This is a genomic window from Marinobacter sp. EN3 (genome assembly GCF_000475315.1).
Classification (GTDB): domain Bacteria; phylum Pseudomonadota; class Gammaproteobacteria; order Pseudomonadales; family Oleiphilaceae; genus Marinobacter; species Marinobacter nauticus.
Genome location: NZ_AXCC01000030.1, coordinates 112,654 through 127,445 on the forward strand (window position 1 = coordinate 112,654; position 14,792 = coordinate 127,445).

The window sequence follows — 14,792 nt, forward strand, 5'->3', positions numbered from 1 at the left end:
ACTTGAAGACCATGATAGACGAACAACTAGCAGAGCGCATCAAGGACCTGAATTGGCCGCCCCTTATGGATTGGCGTGAGTTCGCCGACTGGGTTCGTGTAGAGCCAGGAGTGGTAGAGGGCGGGATAAAACGCGCTCCCCGGCCCAGGACTATTGTTTGGCCCTTGCTGATCGGCATTCAGGTCAGCGTATGAACGGTGTGGATTCTCTACCCCGCAACAGCTGACCCATTATCCTGCGGCACACCTTCGCCAGTCATTACATGATGAATGTGGGAGACATTCTCACGCTGCAGCGCGTCCTTGGTCACGGCAACATCACCATGAATATGCGCTATGCCGACCTTTCACCAGATCATTTGGAATCGGCTGTCAGGCTTTCGCCTTCGGCGTCCTTGTCCGGGAAGATGGTGTCGTAACACCAGGTGAAAGCAAACGCATACACTAGGTAAAACACCACGAAGGCGATATCCACAATAAGCGCTTCAACGAGGCCAATATCCATCCACCAGGCAATCACCGGAAGGAATGCCAACATCAGCCCCAGCTCGAAGCTGATCGCATGAACGAAACGAGCCTTCAGGGATTTGGATGTGGAGCCAGTCAGGCGCTTAAGGCTATGATCGAAGATCAGGTTGAACACATAGTTCCAGATCGTCGCCATTGTGGCACCGATAACCCCTAACACCCCGGTTTTTTCGAAGTCAAAGTTGAAGGCAAATGCAGCCAGGGGAACGGAAAGAAGAATGCCCATCACTTCGAAAGTGACCGCCTGTCGGATTCTGTCTTTAGTGGTTCTCATAGTAGGGAAGCCCTTAAACGGGTCGTCCCGTATTGATTTCCCAGGCTGGGCGGGGTCGTCCCCTACGGTCAGTTGACCACGAAAACCGACGATGTATTCGATTTGTAGTCAACCAACAAAAAAAGGTTACGACGTGAATCGTAACCCTTTGAATTCTGGTAGCAAGGGGCGGAGTCGAACCGCCGACCCCAGCATTATGAGTGCTGTGCTCTAACCAACTGAGCTACCTTGCCATTTCGCTTCGGGACACGCCCCAAACGAGGCGCGTATTTTCGGTATTTGGGCTCATTCTGTCAAGGCTTTACGGCCAAAAAATACCGAAAATTACACGTTGAACCGGAAGTGAATAACATCGCCGTCTTTGACGATGTAATCCTTGCCCTCCAGGCGCCATTTGCCAGCATCTTTGGCGCCGGCTTCGCAGTTGTACTGTACGAAATCGTCGTAGCTCACCACCTCAGCCCGGATGAAGCCGCGTTCGAAGTCGGTGTGGATGACGCCTGCCGCCTGAGGGGCTGTGGCGCCGATTCTGACGGTCCAGGCACGCACTTCCTTCACGCCGGCGGTAAAGTACGTTTGCAGGCCAAGCAGGCCGTAACCGGCGCGGATCACACGGTCCAGCCCAGGTTCTTCCATGCCCATTTCGTCCAGGAACATGGATTTCTCTTCGTCTTCCAGTTCAGAGATCTCGGCTTCCAGCTTGTTGCAGATGGGTACCACGACTGCGTTTTCAGAAGCGGCAATCTCACGCACCTTGTCCAGGTGGGGATTGTTCTCGAAGCCGTCTTCGTTCACGTTGGCGATGTACATGGTGGGTTTGACGGTAAGCAGGCAAAGCTCGCGAATCAGTGCCATCTGGTCTTTGTCCAGGCCCATGCTGCGCACTGGCTTGCCTTCGTTCAGTACCGGCAACAGTTTTTCAAACATTTCCAGTTGGGCCTTGGCTTCTTTGTCGCCACTCTTGGCGACGCGCTGGACGCGTTTGATGGCTTTCTCTACGGTGTCGAGATCGGCCAGGGCCAGCTCGGTGTTGATCACTTCGATGTCGGAAGCGGGATCTACCTTGTTGGCCACGTGGATGACGTTTCCGTCTTCAAAGCAGCGCACCACGTGAGCAATGGCATCGGTCTGGCGGATGTTGGCCAGGAACTGGTTGCCCAGGCCTTCGCCCTTGGAGGCGCCGGCGACCAGGCCGGCGATGTCGACGAACTCCATGGTGGTGGGCACCACCCGTTCCGGCTTGACGATCTCCGCCAGTTTGGTGAGGCGCGGGTCTGGCATGGCCACCACGCCGGCGTTCGGCTCGATGGTGCAGAACGGGAAGTTTTCCGCGCCGATGCCGGCTTTGGTCAGTGCGTTGAACAGGGTGGATTTGCCGACGTTGGGAAGGCCGACGATGCCGCAGTTAAATCCCATGGAATGCCTCTGCTGGAACTGAAAAATTTGGGCGGATTATACCGGTGTATCGGTAAGGGTGCGAGTAAGGGGATGTGCCTTGCTCAGGGCGTTGGTTTGAAGCTGTGCAAACGGTTCATGGCGGCAGCCAGTTTGCCGCTGGCGGCATCCGGTAATACCCGCATGACTTCGTCAAACACGGCGGTCAATTGTTCGGTTTCCTGTTTGCCCAGTCGGCCCAGTACAAAACCGGTGACTTTGCGGCTGTCGCCGGGGTGGCCTATGCCAAGGCGCAGGCGCTGGAAATCGTTGGTGCCCAGATGGGCGATGGTGTCGCGCAGCCCGTTGTGGCCGCCGTGGCCGCCGCCTTTCTTGAGTTTGGCCGTGCCGGGAGGCAGGTCAAGCTCGTCGTGGGCAACCAGAATCTGTTCAGGGGAGATCTTGAAGAAGTCCGCCAGGGCCTTGATGGCAGTGCCGCTGCGGTTCATAAAGGTGCTGGGGTTCAGTAAGTGCAGGTCCAGGCCCTGCCACTGAATGCGGGCGTATAGCCCGTGATACTTCTTTTCGGGACGGAGCGTCTGACCCGCTTCGCGGGCCAGCGCTTCGACGAACAGGGCGCCGGCGTTGTGGCGGGTATTCTCGTAGTCGGAACCGGGATTTCCCAGTCCAACCACCATGACAATATCCTGTGCCATTCGCCGTTGCCCCCGGAGTTATTACTCCTCGCCGCCTTCTTCGCCTTCCTCGCCTTCAGCGTCGTCCGCCTTGGCGCCTTTCGGCTTGTGGATAGAGGCAACTGGCAGGTCGTGGTCTTCGCCCTGCTGCAGAGCGGCAACTTTAACGCCTTTCGGCAGTTTCAGGTCGCTCAGGTGAACTACCTGGTCCATCTCGACTTCGTTCAGGTCGACTTCGATGAACTCGGGCAGGTTCTGCGGCAGACAGATCACTTCAACTTCGGTCATGGTGTGGGAAACAATGCCACCCTGGAGTTTCACGGCCGGAGCTGTGTCTTCGTTGATGAAGTGCAGCGGAACGTTAACGTGAATCTCGTGGTCCTTGTCAACGCGCAGGAAGTCGGCGTGAGTCAGGATGGGCTTGTACGGATGACGCTGCAGATCCTTCAGGATCACGCTCTCTTTTTTGCCCTGAATGTCGACGGTCAGGATGTGAGAGAAGAAGGCTTCGTTTTCGATGGCCTTTTTCAGCTCATTGTGCCAGATGGCGACCGGAGTTGCGTCTTTGCCGCCACCGTAGATGATGGCCGGAATCTTACGCTCTTCGCGACGCAGGCGGCGGCTCGCACCTTTCCCCTGATCGTCACGAGGAAATGCTTCAATAACAAAATCCTGAGACATGGTAATTACCTCGTTGGTCATCTGAGCGGCCCGCGACCAGGCTCTGAACAGATGAGCATTTCAAAAAGACCGGAGTTTTCCGATCGACTAAAAGAGTCGGGAGCCCTGTTGGACTCCCGACCCGGAAACTGCCTTTAAGTCTGAGGGTTACAGCGATAAGGCTGTTCAGACGTTCTCGAACATGGCACTGATGGACTCTTCGTTGCTCACGCGGCGAATGGATTCGGCGAGCAGCCCAGCCATGCTGAGGGGGCGGATTCTATCACAATTTTTGGCTTTGTCACCCAGCGGGATGGTGTCGCACACCACCAGTTCGTCCAGCTCCGAGTTGTTGATGTTCTCGATGGCCGGGCCGGAAAGTACCGGGTGAGTAATGTAGGCAACCACGCGGGAGGCGCCGTGCTCTTTGAGCGCGTTGGCGGCTTTGCACAGTGTGCCGGCGGTGTCGACGATGTCATCCACCAGGATGCAGGTCTTGTCGCGGACGTCACCGATGATGTGCATTACCTGGGAAACGTTGGCCTTGGGGCGACGCTTGTCGATGATGGCCAGGTCAGCATCATCCAGGCGCTTGGCAACAGCGCGGGCGCGGACAACGCCGCCTACGTCCGGAGATACGACGACAAAGTTCTCGAACCGCTGTTTTTCAATGTCTTCAAGCAGTACCGGGGTGGCGTAGATGTTGTCCACCGGGATATCGAAGAAACCCTGAATCTGGTCGGCGTGCAGGTCTACGGTCAGCACACGATCCACGCCAATGCTGGAGATCATGTCGGCGACGACTTTTGCACTGATGGCTACCCGGGTAGAGCGAACGCGACGATCCTGACGGGCATAGCCGTAGTAAGGAATAACGGCGGTGATTCGTGTGGCGGATGCACGACGCAGGGCGTCAGCCATCACGATCAGTTCCATCAGGTTGTCGTTGGTGGGGTAGCAGGTGGGCTGGATAATGAAAACGTCGTGACCACGAACATTCTCATTGATTTCAACGGTGGTCTCGCCATCGCTGAAGCGGCCTACAGTGGCCTGGCCCATGGGAATATGGAGTTTTCTGGCAATATCACGCGCAAGTTCGGGGTTGGCATTGCCAGCGAAAATCATCAATTTGGACACGACAGCATCCTTCTCAGTATCGGCGTTTGATTCAGAAGAAGCGGGAGAAAGGTGGCTGGGGTGGCAGGATTCGAACCTGCGCATGACGGGATCAAAACCCGTTGCCTTACCACTTGGCGACACCCCAATATCATCGTGCTTTTTTGGCATCATTTCAGCTCTGTCAGCTTTTTGTGCAGAGGTGAATGGTTCACCCCTTTAGCTACGAACCCCGTGATGCCGGAGGGTTTGCTTTCCCAGATAATCCGGGCTGCGGATTCTGTCGGGAAACGTCCAAAAATGCAAGCCCCGGTTCCGGTTAATCTTGCAGGTCCGAATTGTGAAAGCCACTCCAGGCTCTGGTTAACCTCAGGATACAGTTTTCGAACTACATCCTCACAGTCGTTTCGGTACCTCGAGGCGTCTCCCTCAAAAGCGGGGCGTATTTTGATTTTTGGTGTGTCCCTTGTCAACCCTTCGGCTGAAAAAATCTTTCCGGTGCAGATGTTGCACTCGGGTTTGAGCACCACAAACCAGTCTTCCGGCGGGTTTGTGGGGGTCAGTTTTTCGCCGACCCCCTCGCCAAAGGCTGCATGGCCACGCACAAATACCGGCACATCGGCGCCCAGGCGCAGGCCGATTTCTGCAAGCTGGTCTTCGCCCAGATTAAGTCCCCAGAGGCGGTTCATTGCAAGCAGGGTGGTTGCGGCGTTGGAGCTGCCGCCACCCAGGCCGCCGCCCATGGGCAAGCGTTTGTGGAGGTGAATGGTAACGCCGGGGAGCGTGTTCTCAGTGGTTGCGGCCAGGGCTTTGGCTGCCCTGATCACCAGGTTATCACTGTCCGGAACACCTGGTACGGGTTCTGCCAGTCGTATGCCGGGCTGCTCCGGAGTCAGTGTGAACGTGAGTTCGTCGCCATAGTCCAGAAACTGGAACAGGGTCTGGAGCTCGTGGTATCCGTCCGGGCGTCGGCCAACGATATGCAGGAACAGGTTGAGTTTGGCGGGCGAGGGCAGGGTAATCCGGGTTAACAATACTCAGTCCTCTTGTTGCCATTCGCTGATGACCACGCGTACCCGTTTGTCGCCGTTCAGGGCTGTGATCCGGGCAGGAAGCGCGGGCAGGCTGTCAATGAATGGCTGCCAGCGGTCATAGCGAATTTCCCAGCCATCCTGCCGAAGGATGGCCAGTTGGTGCTGTTCGTCGAACAGCAGGCGGAAATCACCCTCCGGCGCCGGCAGTCCTCGAACCCACCAGGCGAGGTTGTCGATGGGCAGGTTCCACCCTGTAGCGGCGGCCACCAGGGTTTCCGGGTCTGAGGACTGGTAGGTCTCACCATTGGCCAGGGTTAATTCTATGAAGCCCGGAACGCCCGTGAGTCGTGTTGTGCCCATGCCCAGGAATGAGGATGACAGCGAGAGGTCGTAGCGTTCACCCTGCTGGCGCCAGCCGTTGATAATGGCAGTGCCGCTGTCTGAGGGTTGTTTTACCGCCAGCTTTCCTCTCAGTTGCCATTGGTCAAAGCGGCTCAGGTGGTTGCTGCGCTCGGCCCAGTCGGCGGGCGGCTGGTTGGTCATGCCCTCGGGCAAGGGTTCCAGCTGGATGGTGGTACAGCCGGTTATGGCACCGGTTAGCAGTGCCACGCCAAGTAGTCTTCGGATCATTGGTCGGCCCCATCACTGGTCAGCCGGTCGATGGTTTCCCGAAGAATTTCATGGTCCGGGTTCTGGTCCAGTCCTTCTTCCCAGATGATGCGTGCCTGTTCTTCATTACCGGTTACCCACAGGACTTCGCCATAGTGTGCCGCTACTTCCGGGTCCGGGTAGGCTTCCCAGGCGCGGGCCAGAAAGTCGAGGGCCTGATTCGTTTCGCCCTGGCGAAACAGTATCCATCCCATGCTGTCCAGAATGGCTGGGTTCTCCGGATCCAGCGCGAGGGCTTTTTCAATATAGCCGCGGGCTTCATCCAGACGATCAGTGCGCACCGTCAGAATGTAGCCCAGGGCGTTCAGGGCAACGGCATTGTCCGGTTGCAGTTCGAGGATGGTCTTCAAATCCTGCTCTGCGCCAGCCGGTTCTCCCATGGTGTCCTGTAGCATGGCCCGCGCATAGCGAAGTTCAACGTTGTTCGGGTAGCTTTCCAGTGCAGCATCGGCTGCGGCAAGGGCTTGCTCATTCCGCTCCTGATCGATCAGCAGATTCACCTCCAGCAGCCAGAATTTCTCGGCGTGATCAGGGGCTCGCTCGCGCAGGTTCTGGATATGGGCAATGGCCTGGTCCAGTTCGCCGGCCAGGGCTTGCAGTTCACTGGCGCGGGCCAGCGACGGGAAGAAATAGTTTCCCCGCTCCACGCTCTGGTAGTACTCGATCGCCTGGTCGGTATTGCCGGCATCTTCCTCGATGCGTCCCAGGTAGTAGCTGGCTTCGTCTTCATGGTGGCCCTGCTCGATCAGGCGAATCAGTTCCTCCCGGGCCAGTGCGGGTTGCTGGTTTTCCAGGGCGACCAGGGCGTGTGAGAGTCTCAGCCCCGGGGTGTCCGGATAGCGTTTTACCAGCCGTTCGAATTCGTCCTGGGCGGCCTGCAGTTCGCCCTCGTTGATCAACATGCGGCCATAGAGGGTGCCCATCTGGCGGTTGGACGGGAAGCGCTGGGTATTGGTGGTCAGGTAATTCAGGGCCTCACGTTTCTGCCCGGTCTGGTAGAGCAGATCGCCCTTTAGGATGATGGCGGGCTGGAAGTTCGGCTCCTGCTCAAGCAACTGGTTAATCTGCCGGAGGGCGACCGTGGGGGTGCCGGTTATTTTCTGCAGCAGGGCAATGCTGTACTGCAGTTCGGGGTTATCCGGGTGCTTGACTGCCAGTTGACTGTAAAGCGCCAACAGCTCCTGTTGCTGCGCGGGCGGCAGTCCCGCGGCCATGGCAGCGAGGCTGTCAAAATCCGCGTCTTCTCCCTGGTCCATGATCTGCTCCATATGGAACAGGGCGTTTTCCAGTTTCTGGCGCTTGACCGCCTGAATGGCCGATATCCGATGTGCTTCCAGATTGTCGGGGTCCACGTCCAGCCAGAGTGTAGCCAGTTGTTGCTGGGCATTGTCTGCATTCAGAGACTGGGCGATCCGCATGGCCCGCTCAATCACGCCGGTGTCCCGTGAGGTTTTCGCAGCCTGGAGGTAATTGACCAGGGTGACATCGTAACGGCCACGCTGGCCTGCCACTTCAGCCGACAGAAGCTGGTAAAGCACTTCCGGTTCGAATTCGGCATAGTTGATGGGCGTGGCAGGCGGGGTAGCTGCGGGGGTATCGGTCCCGATTACCTCATCGGCGGGTTCCGGGGTACCGGAAAATACGGCGCAGCCCGGAAGTGTGACGAGAGTGAGTCCCAACAGGCAGGTAACCAGATACGGTGCGGATTTTTGCATGCAACTTCCTGTGTGCTATCGGCGATAGGTCAGTGAAAACCGTTTTCTGCCCGGTAATTGAGGCAGATCGGGTTGCGGCCACGGCCAAGGCCCTATAATGGCATAAGCGTCTGAACTTGCCCAACCTGTCCGCACTTGCCGAAGGCGACGGGTTTTCGGGTGGCGACTGAGCAGTTGCCCCGGTAGAATGGCGAGTGATTATCCATAATCTGGGCAGGGTTTTCTGTACTCCAAATGGCACTAGTAACGCTGGGAATCAACCATCGCACCGCACCCGTGGAGATCCGCGAGCGTGTGGCGTTCACGCCGGAGCGAATGGCCGAGGCCTTTTCAGAACTCCGTGCTGCCTCCGGTGCCAGCGAGGCGGCTATCCTGTCCACCTGCAACCGGACGGAACTCTATCTGGCCGGCGATGACGACTGTGCCCCCTCGGTGTTGCGCTGGCTGGCCGGGTTCCACGAGCTGGATGTGGCCGATCTTGAAAACGTTCTCTATGTGCATCGGGATTCCGACGCGGTTCGTCATATGATGCGGGTGGCCGCCGGCCTGGATTCCATGGTGTTGGGCGAACCGCAGATTCTGGGCCAGCTCAAGGATGCCTATGCCCTGGCGCGGGAACACAGCGCCACCGGTTCCTTTCTGTCCCGGTTGTTCGAGCAGACTTTTTCCGTAGCCAAACGTGTACGTACCCAGACAGCTATCGGTGAAAACCCGGTGTCGGTTGCCTATGCCTCGGTCAGCATGGCACACCACATTTTTGCGGACATGTCCCGCAACAAGGCGCTGCTGATTGGTGCCGGGAAAACCATTGAACTGGTCGCCCGACACCTGGCAGAAGCCGGTGTGCGCAGTTTCCTGGTGGCTAACCGTACGCTGGAGAAGGCCCAGGCGCTGGCAGAAGCCCACGGTGGTAAAGGCATTCTGCTCTCGGAAATTCCGGATCATCTTTCCGATGTGGATATCGTGATTTCCTCCACCGCCAGCCCCTTGCCGATTCTGGGCAAAGGCGCGGTGGAAAGGGCGTTGAAGAAGCGCAAACACCGGCCCTATTTCATGGTCGACATTGCCGTGCCCCGGGATATTGAACCGGAAGTGGCGTCACTGGCCGACGTCTACCTCTATACCGTAGACGACCTGCGCCAGGTGATTGAAGAGAATATTCGCTCCCGGGAGGGCGCGGCCCGGGAGGCGGAAAACCTGATCAGCAGTGGCGTTCAGGATTTTCTGGATCAGCTGCGTGCCCTGGATGCGGTTTCCACTCTCAAGGTGTTCCGTCAGCGTGCAGAATTGCTGCGCGATGTCGAAACCGAAAAAGCCTTGCGCGCCCTGCGCAACGGCACCGATCCGGAGACGGCCCTGCGCTCACTGGCACGGGGCCTGACCAACAAACTTCTGCACCAACCCTCGGTTCAGGTACGCAAGGCGATGGCCGAAGGCCGTACCGAAGTGACCGAATGCCTGAGGGAGCTTTACCAGCTGGACGCACTGGAAGCTGACGAGCCCACCACCACGGAAAAACTATGAAACCATCCATCCAGTCCCGCCTCGAACAGCTTGTTGAACGGTTCGAGGAGGTGAACGCGTTGCTGAGTGATGCATCGGTGATTGCCAATCAGGATAAATTCCGGGACCTGTCCCGCGAATTTGCCGAGATTGAACCGGTGGTCAAGTGTTTTCAGGCTTGGCGACAGTCTCTGGAGGACATCGATGCGGCCACGGAGCTGGCCAAAGACGGCGATGCAGACATGCGGGAAATGGCCGAAGAGGAGCTGGCCAGTGCCCGGGCTCGCAGTGAAGAGCTGGACGAAGAATTGCAGCGTTTAATGCTGCCCAAAGACCCCAATGACACCAAGAACGTGTTTCTGGAAATCCGTGCCGGCACCGGGGGCGATGAAGCCGCTATCTTTGCCGGCGACCTGTTTCGCATGTATTCCCGCTATGCCGAGAAACGCCGGTGGCAGGTCGAGGTGCTCAGCGAAAATGAAGGGGAGCACGGCGGTTTCAAGGAAATCATCGCCCGCCTCTCTGGCGATGGCGTTTATGGCACCCTGAAATTTGAATCCGGTGCGCACCGGGTGCAGAGAGTGCCGGAAACCGAATCCCAGGGCCGCATCCACACCTCGGCCTGCACGGTTGCCGTGATGCCGGAGGCCGACGAAGCCGAAGCCGTTGAGATCAACAAGGCCGACCTGCGGGTGGATACCTTCCGCTCCTCCGGTGCCGGTGGTCAGCACGTGAACAAAACTGACTCGGCCATCCGTATCACCCACCTGCCCACGGGCATTGTGGTGGAATGCCAGGAAGAACGTTCCCAGCACAAGAACCGCGCCAAGGCCCTGAGCCTGCTGGCCTCCCGCCTTCAGAATGCCGAGCTGGAAAAGCAGCAGAAGAGCATGGCGGAAACCCGCAAGAGCCTGGTGGGCAGCGGTGATCGTTCCGAACGTATCCGCACCTACAACTTCCCTCAGGGCCGGGTAACGGATCATCGTATCAACCTGACTCTGTACAAGCTCGACGAAGTGATTGCCGGAGATCTGGACGCCGTGGTGGTTCCCTTGCAGCAGGAACACCAGGCGGAACTGCTGGCAGATATGGCCAATGAGCAACAGTGAATGTTCGCTCAGCTGTGAGGCCCTGCTGAGAGAAGCGGCAGGCCGGATTGGTGGTGAATCTCCCAGGCTGGATGCCGAACTCCTGTTGAGCCATATCACCGGCCTGACCCGCACCAGTTTCCGGGCGTGGCCGGAGCGGGACGTGCCGGTGGAGCAGGCAGAGCGGTTCTTCGCGTTGGTGGGCGAGCGTGCCAGCGGCCAACCCGTTGCCTATCTGCTGGGGGAGCAGGAGTTCTGGTCTCTCCCTCTGAAAGTCAGTCCGTCCACCCTGATCCCCCGGCCAGATACGGAGTGCGTGGTAGAGGCCGCGCTGTCGCTGGAATTACCTGCCAGCGCAAGCGTGCTGGACCTCGGCACCGGCACCGGCGCTATCGCGCTGGCTCTGGCCAGTGAACAGCCTGGCTGGCAGATTATGGCCAGTGACCGTGTGGAAGACGCGGTCGAGCTGGCCCGGGAAAACAGCCGGCGCCTGGGATTGCCTGTTACCGTGGTAAAGAGCCACTGGTTCGACCAGATTCCCGCCGGAACTTTCGACCTTCTTATTTCCAATCCACCGTATATACCCGCCAGCGACCGTCATTTAAGGGAAGGTGATGTGCGTTTCGAGCCTGAATCTGCCCTTGTGGCCGGAGACGATGGCCTGGACGATATTCGTCTGCTGGTGACCGAAGGACTGAACTGGCTCAACCCCAATGGCTGGATGCTGCTGGAGCATGGCTACGACCAGGGCAGCGCTGTACGGGATTTGTTTGCCAAAGCCGGATGGCGCAACATGGAAACCCGCAAAGATTACGGCGGCAATGATCGCATGACCCTGGCCCGAAAACCGGCCAGCGACCAATAGCGAGAACAACTATGCTCAGCGACGAAGAACTCCTCCGCTACAGCCGGCAAATCCTGATGCCCCGGTTCGACATCGCCGGCCAGGAAAAACTCAAAGCCGCCCACGTACTGGTTATTGGCGCCGGCGGCCTGGGTTGTCCTGTGGCCCTCTACCTGGGCGCCGCAGGTATTGGCCACCTGACTCTGGTTGACGATGACCAGATCGAGCTGGCAAATCTGCAGCGCCAGATAGCCTTTGAGCAAAGCTGGCTGGGCAATTCAAAAGCCGAGCGTCTGGCCGAGCGGGTGAGGGCGATCAATCCGGAGATTACCGTTAATGCGGTGAATCGCCGGGTGGATGGTGATGATTTGCGCCATCTGGTGAGCGAATCCACACTGGTGCTGGACTGCACGGACAACTTCAATACCCGGTTCGCCCTGAACCGGGCTTCGGTTTCTTCGAAAGTGCCCCTGGTTTCGGGGGCTGCAATAAGAGGTGAAGGCCAGCTTTCCGTTTACGATCCTCGCCAGTCGGAAAGCCCTTGTTACCATTGCCTGTATCCTGAACAGGGCAACGAAGACCTGACCTGCTCGGAAGCTGGTGTCATTGCTCCGCTCGTCGGTATGATCGGCTCGGCTCAGGCCATGGAAGCTGTAAAGGTCATCTCAGAGGTTGGTAAACCATTGGTAGGCCGTCTGCTGATTCTGGACGCCTGGCAGATGGAATGGCGAGAGATGAAGCTGGCAAAAGATCCCGAGTGCCCAGTCTGCGCAAGTTAACTCCAGGATAGGTCAGGGTTGGGGGAGGTCTTTCCAAAACCCTGTGGAGCCATGGATGGCGGAACGGAGCCTACATGGATGTATTTACGGCGTGTTTTGGAAAGACCTCCCCCAACCCTGACCGGCAACGAGACTCCAAAGTCTCAATCCTTCAGCGCCTGAAACCTGGCGATGGCTTCTTTGCGGGACTCTTTCAGGTCCACAATGGGTCTGGGATAGCCTTTTGGGATAACACCACCCCTGGAAGGGTCATGAATCCGCTTGTTGTCGAGCTTTGCCAGCTCCGGCACCCAGTTCCGAATAAACTCCCCCTTAGGATCAAACCGCTCACTCTGGGTCACCGGATTGAACACCCGAAAGTAGGGCGCAGCATCGGTACCCGTTGAGGCACTCCACTGCCAGCCACCGTTGTTAGACGCCAGAAAGCCATCCACCAGATTCTGCATAAACCAGGCTTCACCAAGCCGCCAGTCGATGAACAGGTTCTTGGTCAGGAACATGGCAGTGATCATCCGCAGGCGATTGTGCATCCAGCCGGTGGCTTTCAACTGGCGCATGGCTGCATCCACAATAGGGATACCCGTGCGGCCTTCCTTCCAGGCTTCGAAATGCTCGCCCGGCGTATTCCAGGCCAGAGCCTCGGTTTCCTCCTTGAACGCACGCCCCATACTCACCCGCGGGTAGTGATAAAGGATATGGATGTAGAAATCCCGCCAGGCGATTTCATTGATCCAGGTTTCTACGCCTTCCCCGGAAAGGCCTGATTGCTTTGCCGCAATCAGGCACTGGCGCCCGGAGAGCACGCCATTGGCCAGGTAGGGGGAGAGCTGGCTGGTGCCATCCAGCGCCGGGAAGTCCCGGTTATCTTTGTAGTCCTTGGCGCGCTCCGCCAGAAACGCTTCCAGCTGCTCGTGAGCGGCATCCTCTCCCGTCGGGACCAGGGGCTCCGGTGCCTCTCTGAACGGCGCCGGCAGGGTGTCGGTCTGTTCGGGTTTGACCGCGTTGCCGATCGCGGCGGGCCTGGGGTGCAGAGTGGGCCGTGTTTCCTCTATCCAACTGCGCCAACGACGGGAGAAAGGCGTAAACACCGAATAGGGTTCGTTCTGCTGGGTCAGAATCTGGCCGACCGGGGCGACGGTCTGATCCCGGTACTTGCTCACCCGGATGCCGAAATCCACCAGGCGATCGCGCAGTGCTTTATCCCTGCGGCGTTCGTTAATGCCGTACTCCTCGTTGAAATGGACGTCGGCAATGTCACTGTCCTTGCAGAACTGCAGCAGTGCATCGCTGCCATCCGAAAAACGCTCGGCGTTCAGGAATGTCAGTGGAACGCCAAGCTCAGCCAGTTCCCGGGCCAGAGCGTTGGCGTGTTCAAGAACAAAGCGTACCCGGGCGGCAGACCAGTCGTGTTCCTGCCATTGCTGAGGGGTGACTACAAAACACGCGCGCACCGGTTCTACTGACTGGCACGCGGCCGTCAGGGCAGGATTGTCGGCAAGCCGAAGGTCGTTACGGAACCACACCAGTTGTGTCATCGGGTCATCCAGGTCGTTGACGGGTGCATATAAGGGTAAATACAACCCAAAAAATCATAGGCTTGTATATTCGCTGCAGCTACCGGATTGGATTATAGTTAAAACCAGCCGCCACCGAATCACGCTGACAACAAGGAGCCGTTTCGCAGGCATGACCGAGCAAACCGAAAGCCAGCGCGAAGGTGTCTGGGCGCACCCCTATCAACTGGCATCCGGCCAGACACAGCAACATCAGCTTGGACATACCCGGGTCTGGATTACCCTGCTGGATCTTGAGTGGCAGGTGCGTGAGGAGAAGCTGGATATTCATTCCGATCCCCTGCATTGGCAGGAAACCCTGGGCCATACCGTGCCATCCGCTGATATTCCGGTGCAGCGTTTTGTGCGTATGGATGATCAAGGTATCGTCCGCTTCAACCCCGCTATGGGCTGTCGTCCCACGGTTATACGGCCGTTCCAGCCTTTAACCATTCCTGCCGGTGGGCGCTGTTTGCTTTACGTGGGAACATCCTTGTGGATGAAAGTGTGTGTAGGCGATGGGCAAACAGAGCTGACCGAGATCCCGCTGGCCGTGCCCTCCATGACCTGGCTTGGCCGTAACACCATGGAGGGAGAGCTTTGCTACGCTTCCTCCACGTTTGGTCGTCTGGCACTTGAGGCGGTGCCGAAACGTCCCTGGCGGGCCGTTACTCCGGTGACCATTATCAATCGCCGTGAGCAGGCACTGCTGCTGGAAAGGTTCAGCCTGCCCACGCCATTGCTGGCCCTTTATCGTAACGAGCGTGGACAGCTGTGGACGCCGGGTGTCACGGTAGAGTGTGAAACCGATATGAACTCTGCCAGCCTGAATATTGAACAGTCGGTACCCGCCTGTGCCGGTCAATGCCAACTGGTGGCGCCGCCCCGGGAAAAGCTGGCCAAAGGGCGCCGCCTGGTGCGGGCGTTTGACCGAATGTTTGGCTGACAGAATCAGGAGCAA

General features: G+C 58.1%; 14 protein-coding genes, 2 tRNA genes and 1 pseudogene. 6 read left to right on the forward strand and 11 right to left on the reverse strand.

From position 1 onward, the window contains the following. Positions 1–135: 135 nt before the first annotated feature. Positions 136–418: pseudogene (locus Q675_RS37905) on the forward strand (tyrosine-type recombinase/integrase); the annotation flags it as partial. On the opposite strand, the gene Q675_RS30800 reads toward Q675_RS37905, so the two are convergent. The 10 genes from Q675_RS30800 to Q675_RS30845 form a co-directional block, all read right to left on the reverse strand. After that, a complete protein-coding gene (locus Q675_RS30800) occupies positions 355–801 on the reverse strand; it encodes a PACE efflux transporter (RefSeq protein ID WP_023011478.1) in 447 nt (148 codons plus the stop codon). The pseudogene Q675_RS37905 and the gene Q675_RS30800 sit on opposite strands and share 64 nt — an antisense overlap. 156 nt (positions 802–957) lie before the next feature. Further along, positions 958–1,034 (reverse strand) — tRNA-Met (locus tag Q675_RS30805). 91 nt (positions 1,035–1,125) lie between these two features. Further along, positions 1,126–2,217: a redox-regulated ATPase YchF gene (ychF, locus tag Q675_RS30810; RefSeq protein ID WP_023011479.1), complete on the reverse strand. Its 1,092-nt coding sequence runs from the start codon at positions 2,215–2,217 to the stop codon at positions 1,126–1,128. An 83-nt stretch (positions 2,218–2,300) separates the two neighbouring features. Then, complete coding sequence (gene pth, locus Q675_RS30815; protein WP_011785830.1) at positions 2,301–2,891, reverse strand: aminoacyl-tRNA hydrolase; 591 nt, start codon at positions 2,889–2,891, stop codon at positions 2,301–2,303. Positions 2,892–2,912: 21 nt separating this feature from the next. Continuing rightward, positions 2,913–3,551, reverse strand: coding sequence for a 50S ribosomal protein L25/general stress protein Ctc (locus Q675_RS30820; RefSeq protein WP_011785829.1), 639 nt, complete (start codon positions 3,549–3,551; stop codon positions 2,913–2,915). A gap of 165 nt (positions 3,552–3,716) precedes the next feature. Beyond that, entirely contained in the window at positions 3,717–4,667 is a 951-nt protein-coding gene (locus Q675_RS30825; protein WP_011785828.1) for a ribose-phosphate diphosphokinase, read from the reverse strand. Positions 4,668–4,719: 52 nt separating this feature from the next. Continuing rightward, positions 4,720–4,794 (reverse strand) — tRNA-Gln (locus Q675_RS30830). Positions 4,795–4,816: 22 nt separating this feature from the next. Next, entirely contained in the window at positions 4,817–5,680 is an 864-nt protein-coding gene (ispE, locus tag Q675_RS30835; protein WP_023011480.1) for a 4-(cytidine 5'-diphospho)-2-C-methyl-D-erythritol kinase, read from the reverse strand. 3 nt (positions 5,681–5,683) lie between these two features. Next, on the reverse strand, positions 5,684–6,310 hold the full coding sequence (gene lolB / locus Q675_RS30840) for a lipoprotein insertase outer membrane protein LolB (RefSeq protein WP_023011481.1): 627 nt from the start codon (positions 6,308–6,310) through the stop codon (positions 5,684–5,686). After that, complete coding sequence (locus Q675_RS30845) at positions 6,307–8,064, reverse strand: tetratricopeptide repeat protein (RefSeq protein WP_023011482.1); 1,758 nt, start codon at positions 8,062–8,064, stop codon at positions 6,307–6,309. The genes lolB and Q675_RS30845 overlap by 4 nt, the downstream gene beginning before the upstream one ends. Positions 8,065–8,298: 234 nt before the next feature. Between Q675_RS30845 and hemA the strand changes: the two genes are divergently transcribed. From hemA to Q675_RS30865, 4 genes are read left to right on the forward strand one after another with little or no spacing between them, the layout of a single operon-like run. Beyond that, a complete protein-coding gene (hemA, locus tag Q675_RS30850) occupies positions 8,299–9,588 on the forward strand; it encodes a glutamyl-tRNA reductase (RefSeq protein WP_011785824.1) in 1,290 nt (429 codons plus the stop codon). Next, positions 9,585–10,676 (forward strand): peptide chain release factor 1, encoded by a 1,092-nt coding sequence (gene prfA / locus Q675_RS30855; protein WP_011785823.1) that lies wholly within the window; start codon positions 9,585–9,587, stop codon positions 10,674–10,676. The genes hemA and prfA overlap by 4 nt, the downstream gene beginning before the upstream one ends. Next, positions 10,663–11,520: a peptide chain release factor N(5)-glutamine methyltransferase gene (prmC, locus tag Q675_RS30860; protein ID WP_023011483.1), complete on the forward strand. Its 858-nt coding sequence runs from the start codon at positions 10,663–10,665 to the stop codon at positions 11,518–11,520. Before prfA ends, prmC begins: the two co-directional genes overlap by 14 nt. Positions 11,521–11,531: 11 nt before the next feature. Continuing rightward, a complete protein-coding gene (locus Q675_RS30865; RefSeq protein ID WP_023011484.1) occupies positions 11,532–12,278 on the forward strand; it encodes a HesA/MoeB/ThiF family protein in 747 nt (248 codons plus the stop codon). A gap of 143 nt (positions 12,279–12,421) precedes the next feature. Here the strand turns inward: Q675_RS30865 and phrB are convergent, their stop codons facing one another. Next, the gene (phrB, locus tag Q675_RS30870) at positions 12,422–13,813 is read right to left on the reverse strand and encodes a deoxyribodipyrimidine photo-lyase (protein ID WP_023011485.1); all 1,392 of its coding nucleotides are present in this window, start codon (positions 13,811–13,813) and stop codon (positions 12,422–12,424) included. Between the two features lie 151 nt (positions 13,814–13,964). Here phrB and Q675_RS30875 point away from each other — a divergent pair, with 151 nt between their 5' ends. Then, complete coding sequence (locus Q675_RS30875) at positions 13,965–14,777, forward strand: hypothetical protein (protein WP_014420707.1); 813 nt, start codon at positions 13,965–13,967, stop codon at positions 14,775–14,777. Positions 14,778–14,792 lie beyond the last annotated feature (15 nt).

What these genes read in the sequence shown, in the direction of transcription:
- Q675_RS30800 (WP_023011478.1), bottom strand. Translation starts at nt 801, where the DNA reads ATGAGAACCACTAAAGACAGAATCCGACAGGCGGTCACTTTCGAAGTG.
- Q675_RS30875 (WP_014420707.1), top strand. Translation starts at nt 13,965, where the DNA reads ATGACCGAGCAAACCGAAAGCCAGCGCGAAGGTGTCTGGGCGCACCCC.
- Q675_RS30845 (WP_023011482.1), bottom strand. Translation starts at nt 8,064, where the DNA reads ATGCAAAAATCCGCACCGTATCTGGTTACCTGCCTGTTGGGACTCACT.
- ychF (WP_023011479.1), bottom strand. Translation starts at nt 2,217, where the DNA reads ATGGGATTTAACTGCGGCATCGTCGGCCTTCCCAACGTCGGCAAATCC.
- phrB (WP_023011485.1), bottom strand. Translation starts at nt 13,813, where the DNA reads ATGACACAACTGGTGTGGTTCCGTAACGACCTTCGGCTTGCCGACAAT.
- Q675_RS30820 (WP_011785829.1), bottom strand. Translation starts at nt 3,551, where the DNA reads ATGTCTCAGGATTTTGTTATTGAAGCATTTCCTCGTGACGATCAGGGG.
- pth (WP_011785830.1), bottom strand. Translation starts at nt 2,891, where the DNA reads ATGGCACAGGATATTGTCATGGTGGTTGGACTGGGAAATCCCGGTTCC.
- lolB (WP_023011481.1), bottom strand. Translation starts at nt 6,310, where the DNA reads ATGATCCGAAGACTACTTGGCGTGGCACTGCTAACCGGTGCCATAACC.
- prfA (WP_011785823.1), top strand. Translation starts at nt 9,585, where the DNA reads ATGAAACCATCCATCCAGTCCCGCCTCGAACAGCTTGTTGAACGGTTC.
- hemA (WP_011785824.1), top strand. Translation starts at nt 8,299, where the DNA reads ATGGCACTAGTAACGCTGGGAATCAACCATCGCACCGCACCCGTGGAG.
- prmC (WP_023011483.1), top strand. Translation starts at nt 10,663, where the DNA reads ATGAGCAACAGTGAATGTTCGCTCAGCTGTGAGGCCCTGCTGAGAGAA.
- Q675_RS30865 (WP_023011484.1), top strand. Translation starts at nt 11,532, where the DNA reads ATGCTCAGCGACGAAGAACTCCTCCGCTACAGCCGGCAAATCCTGATG.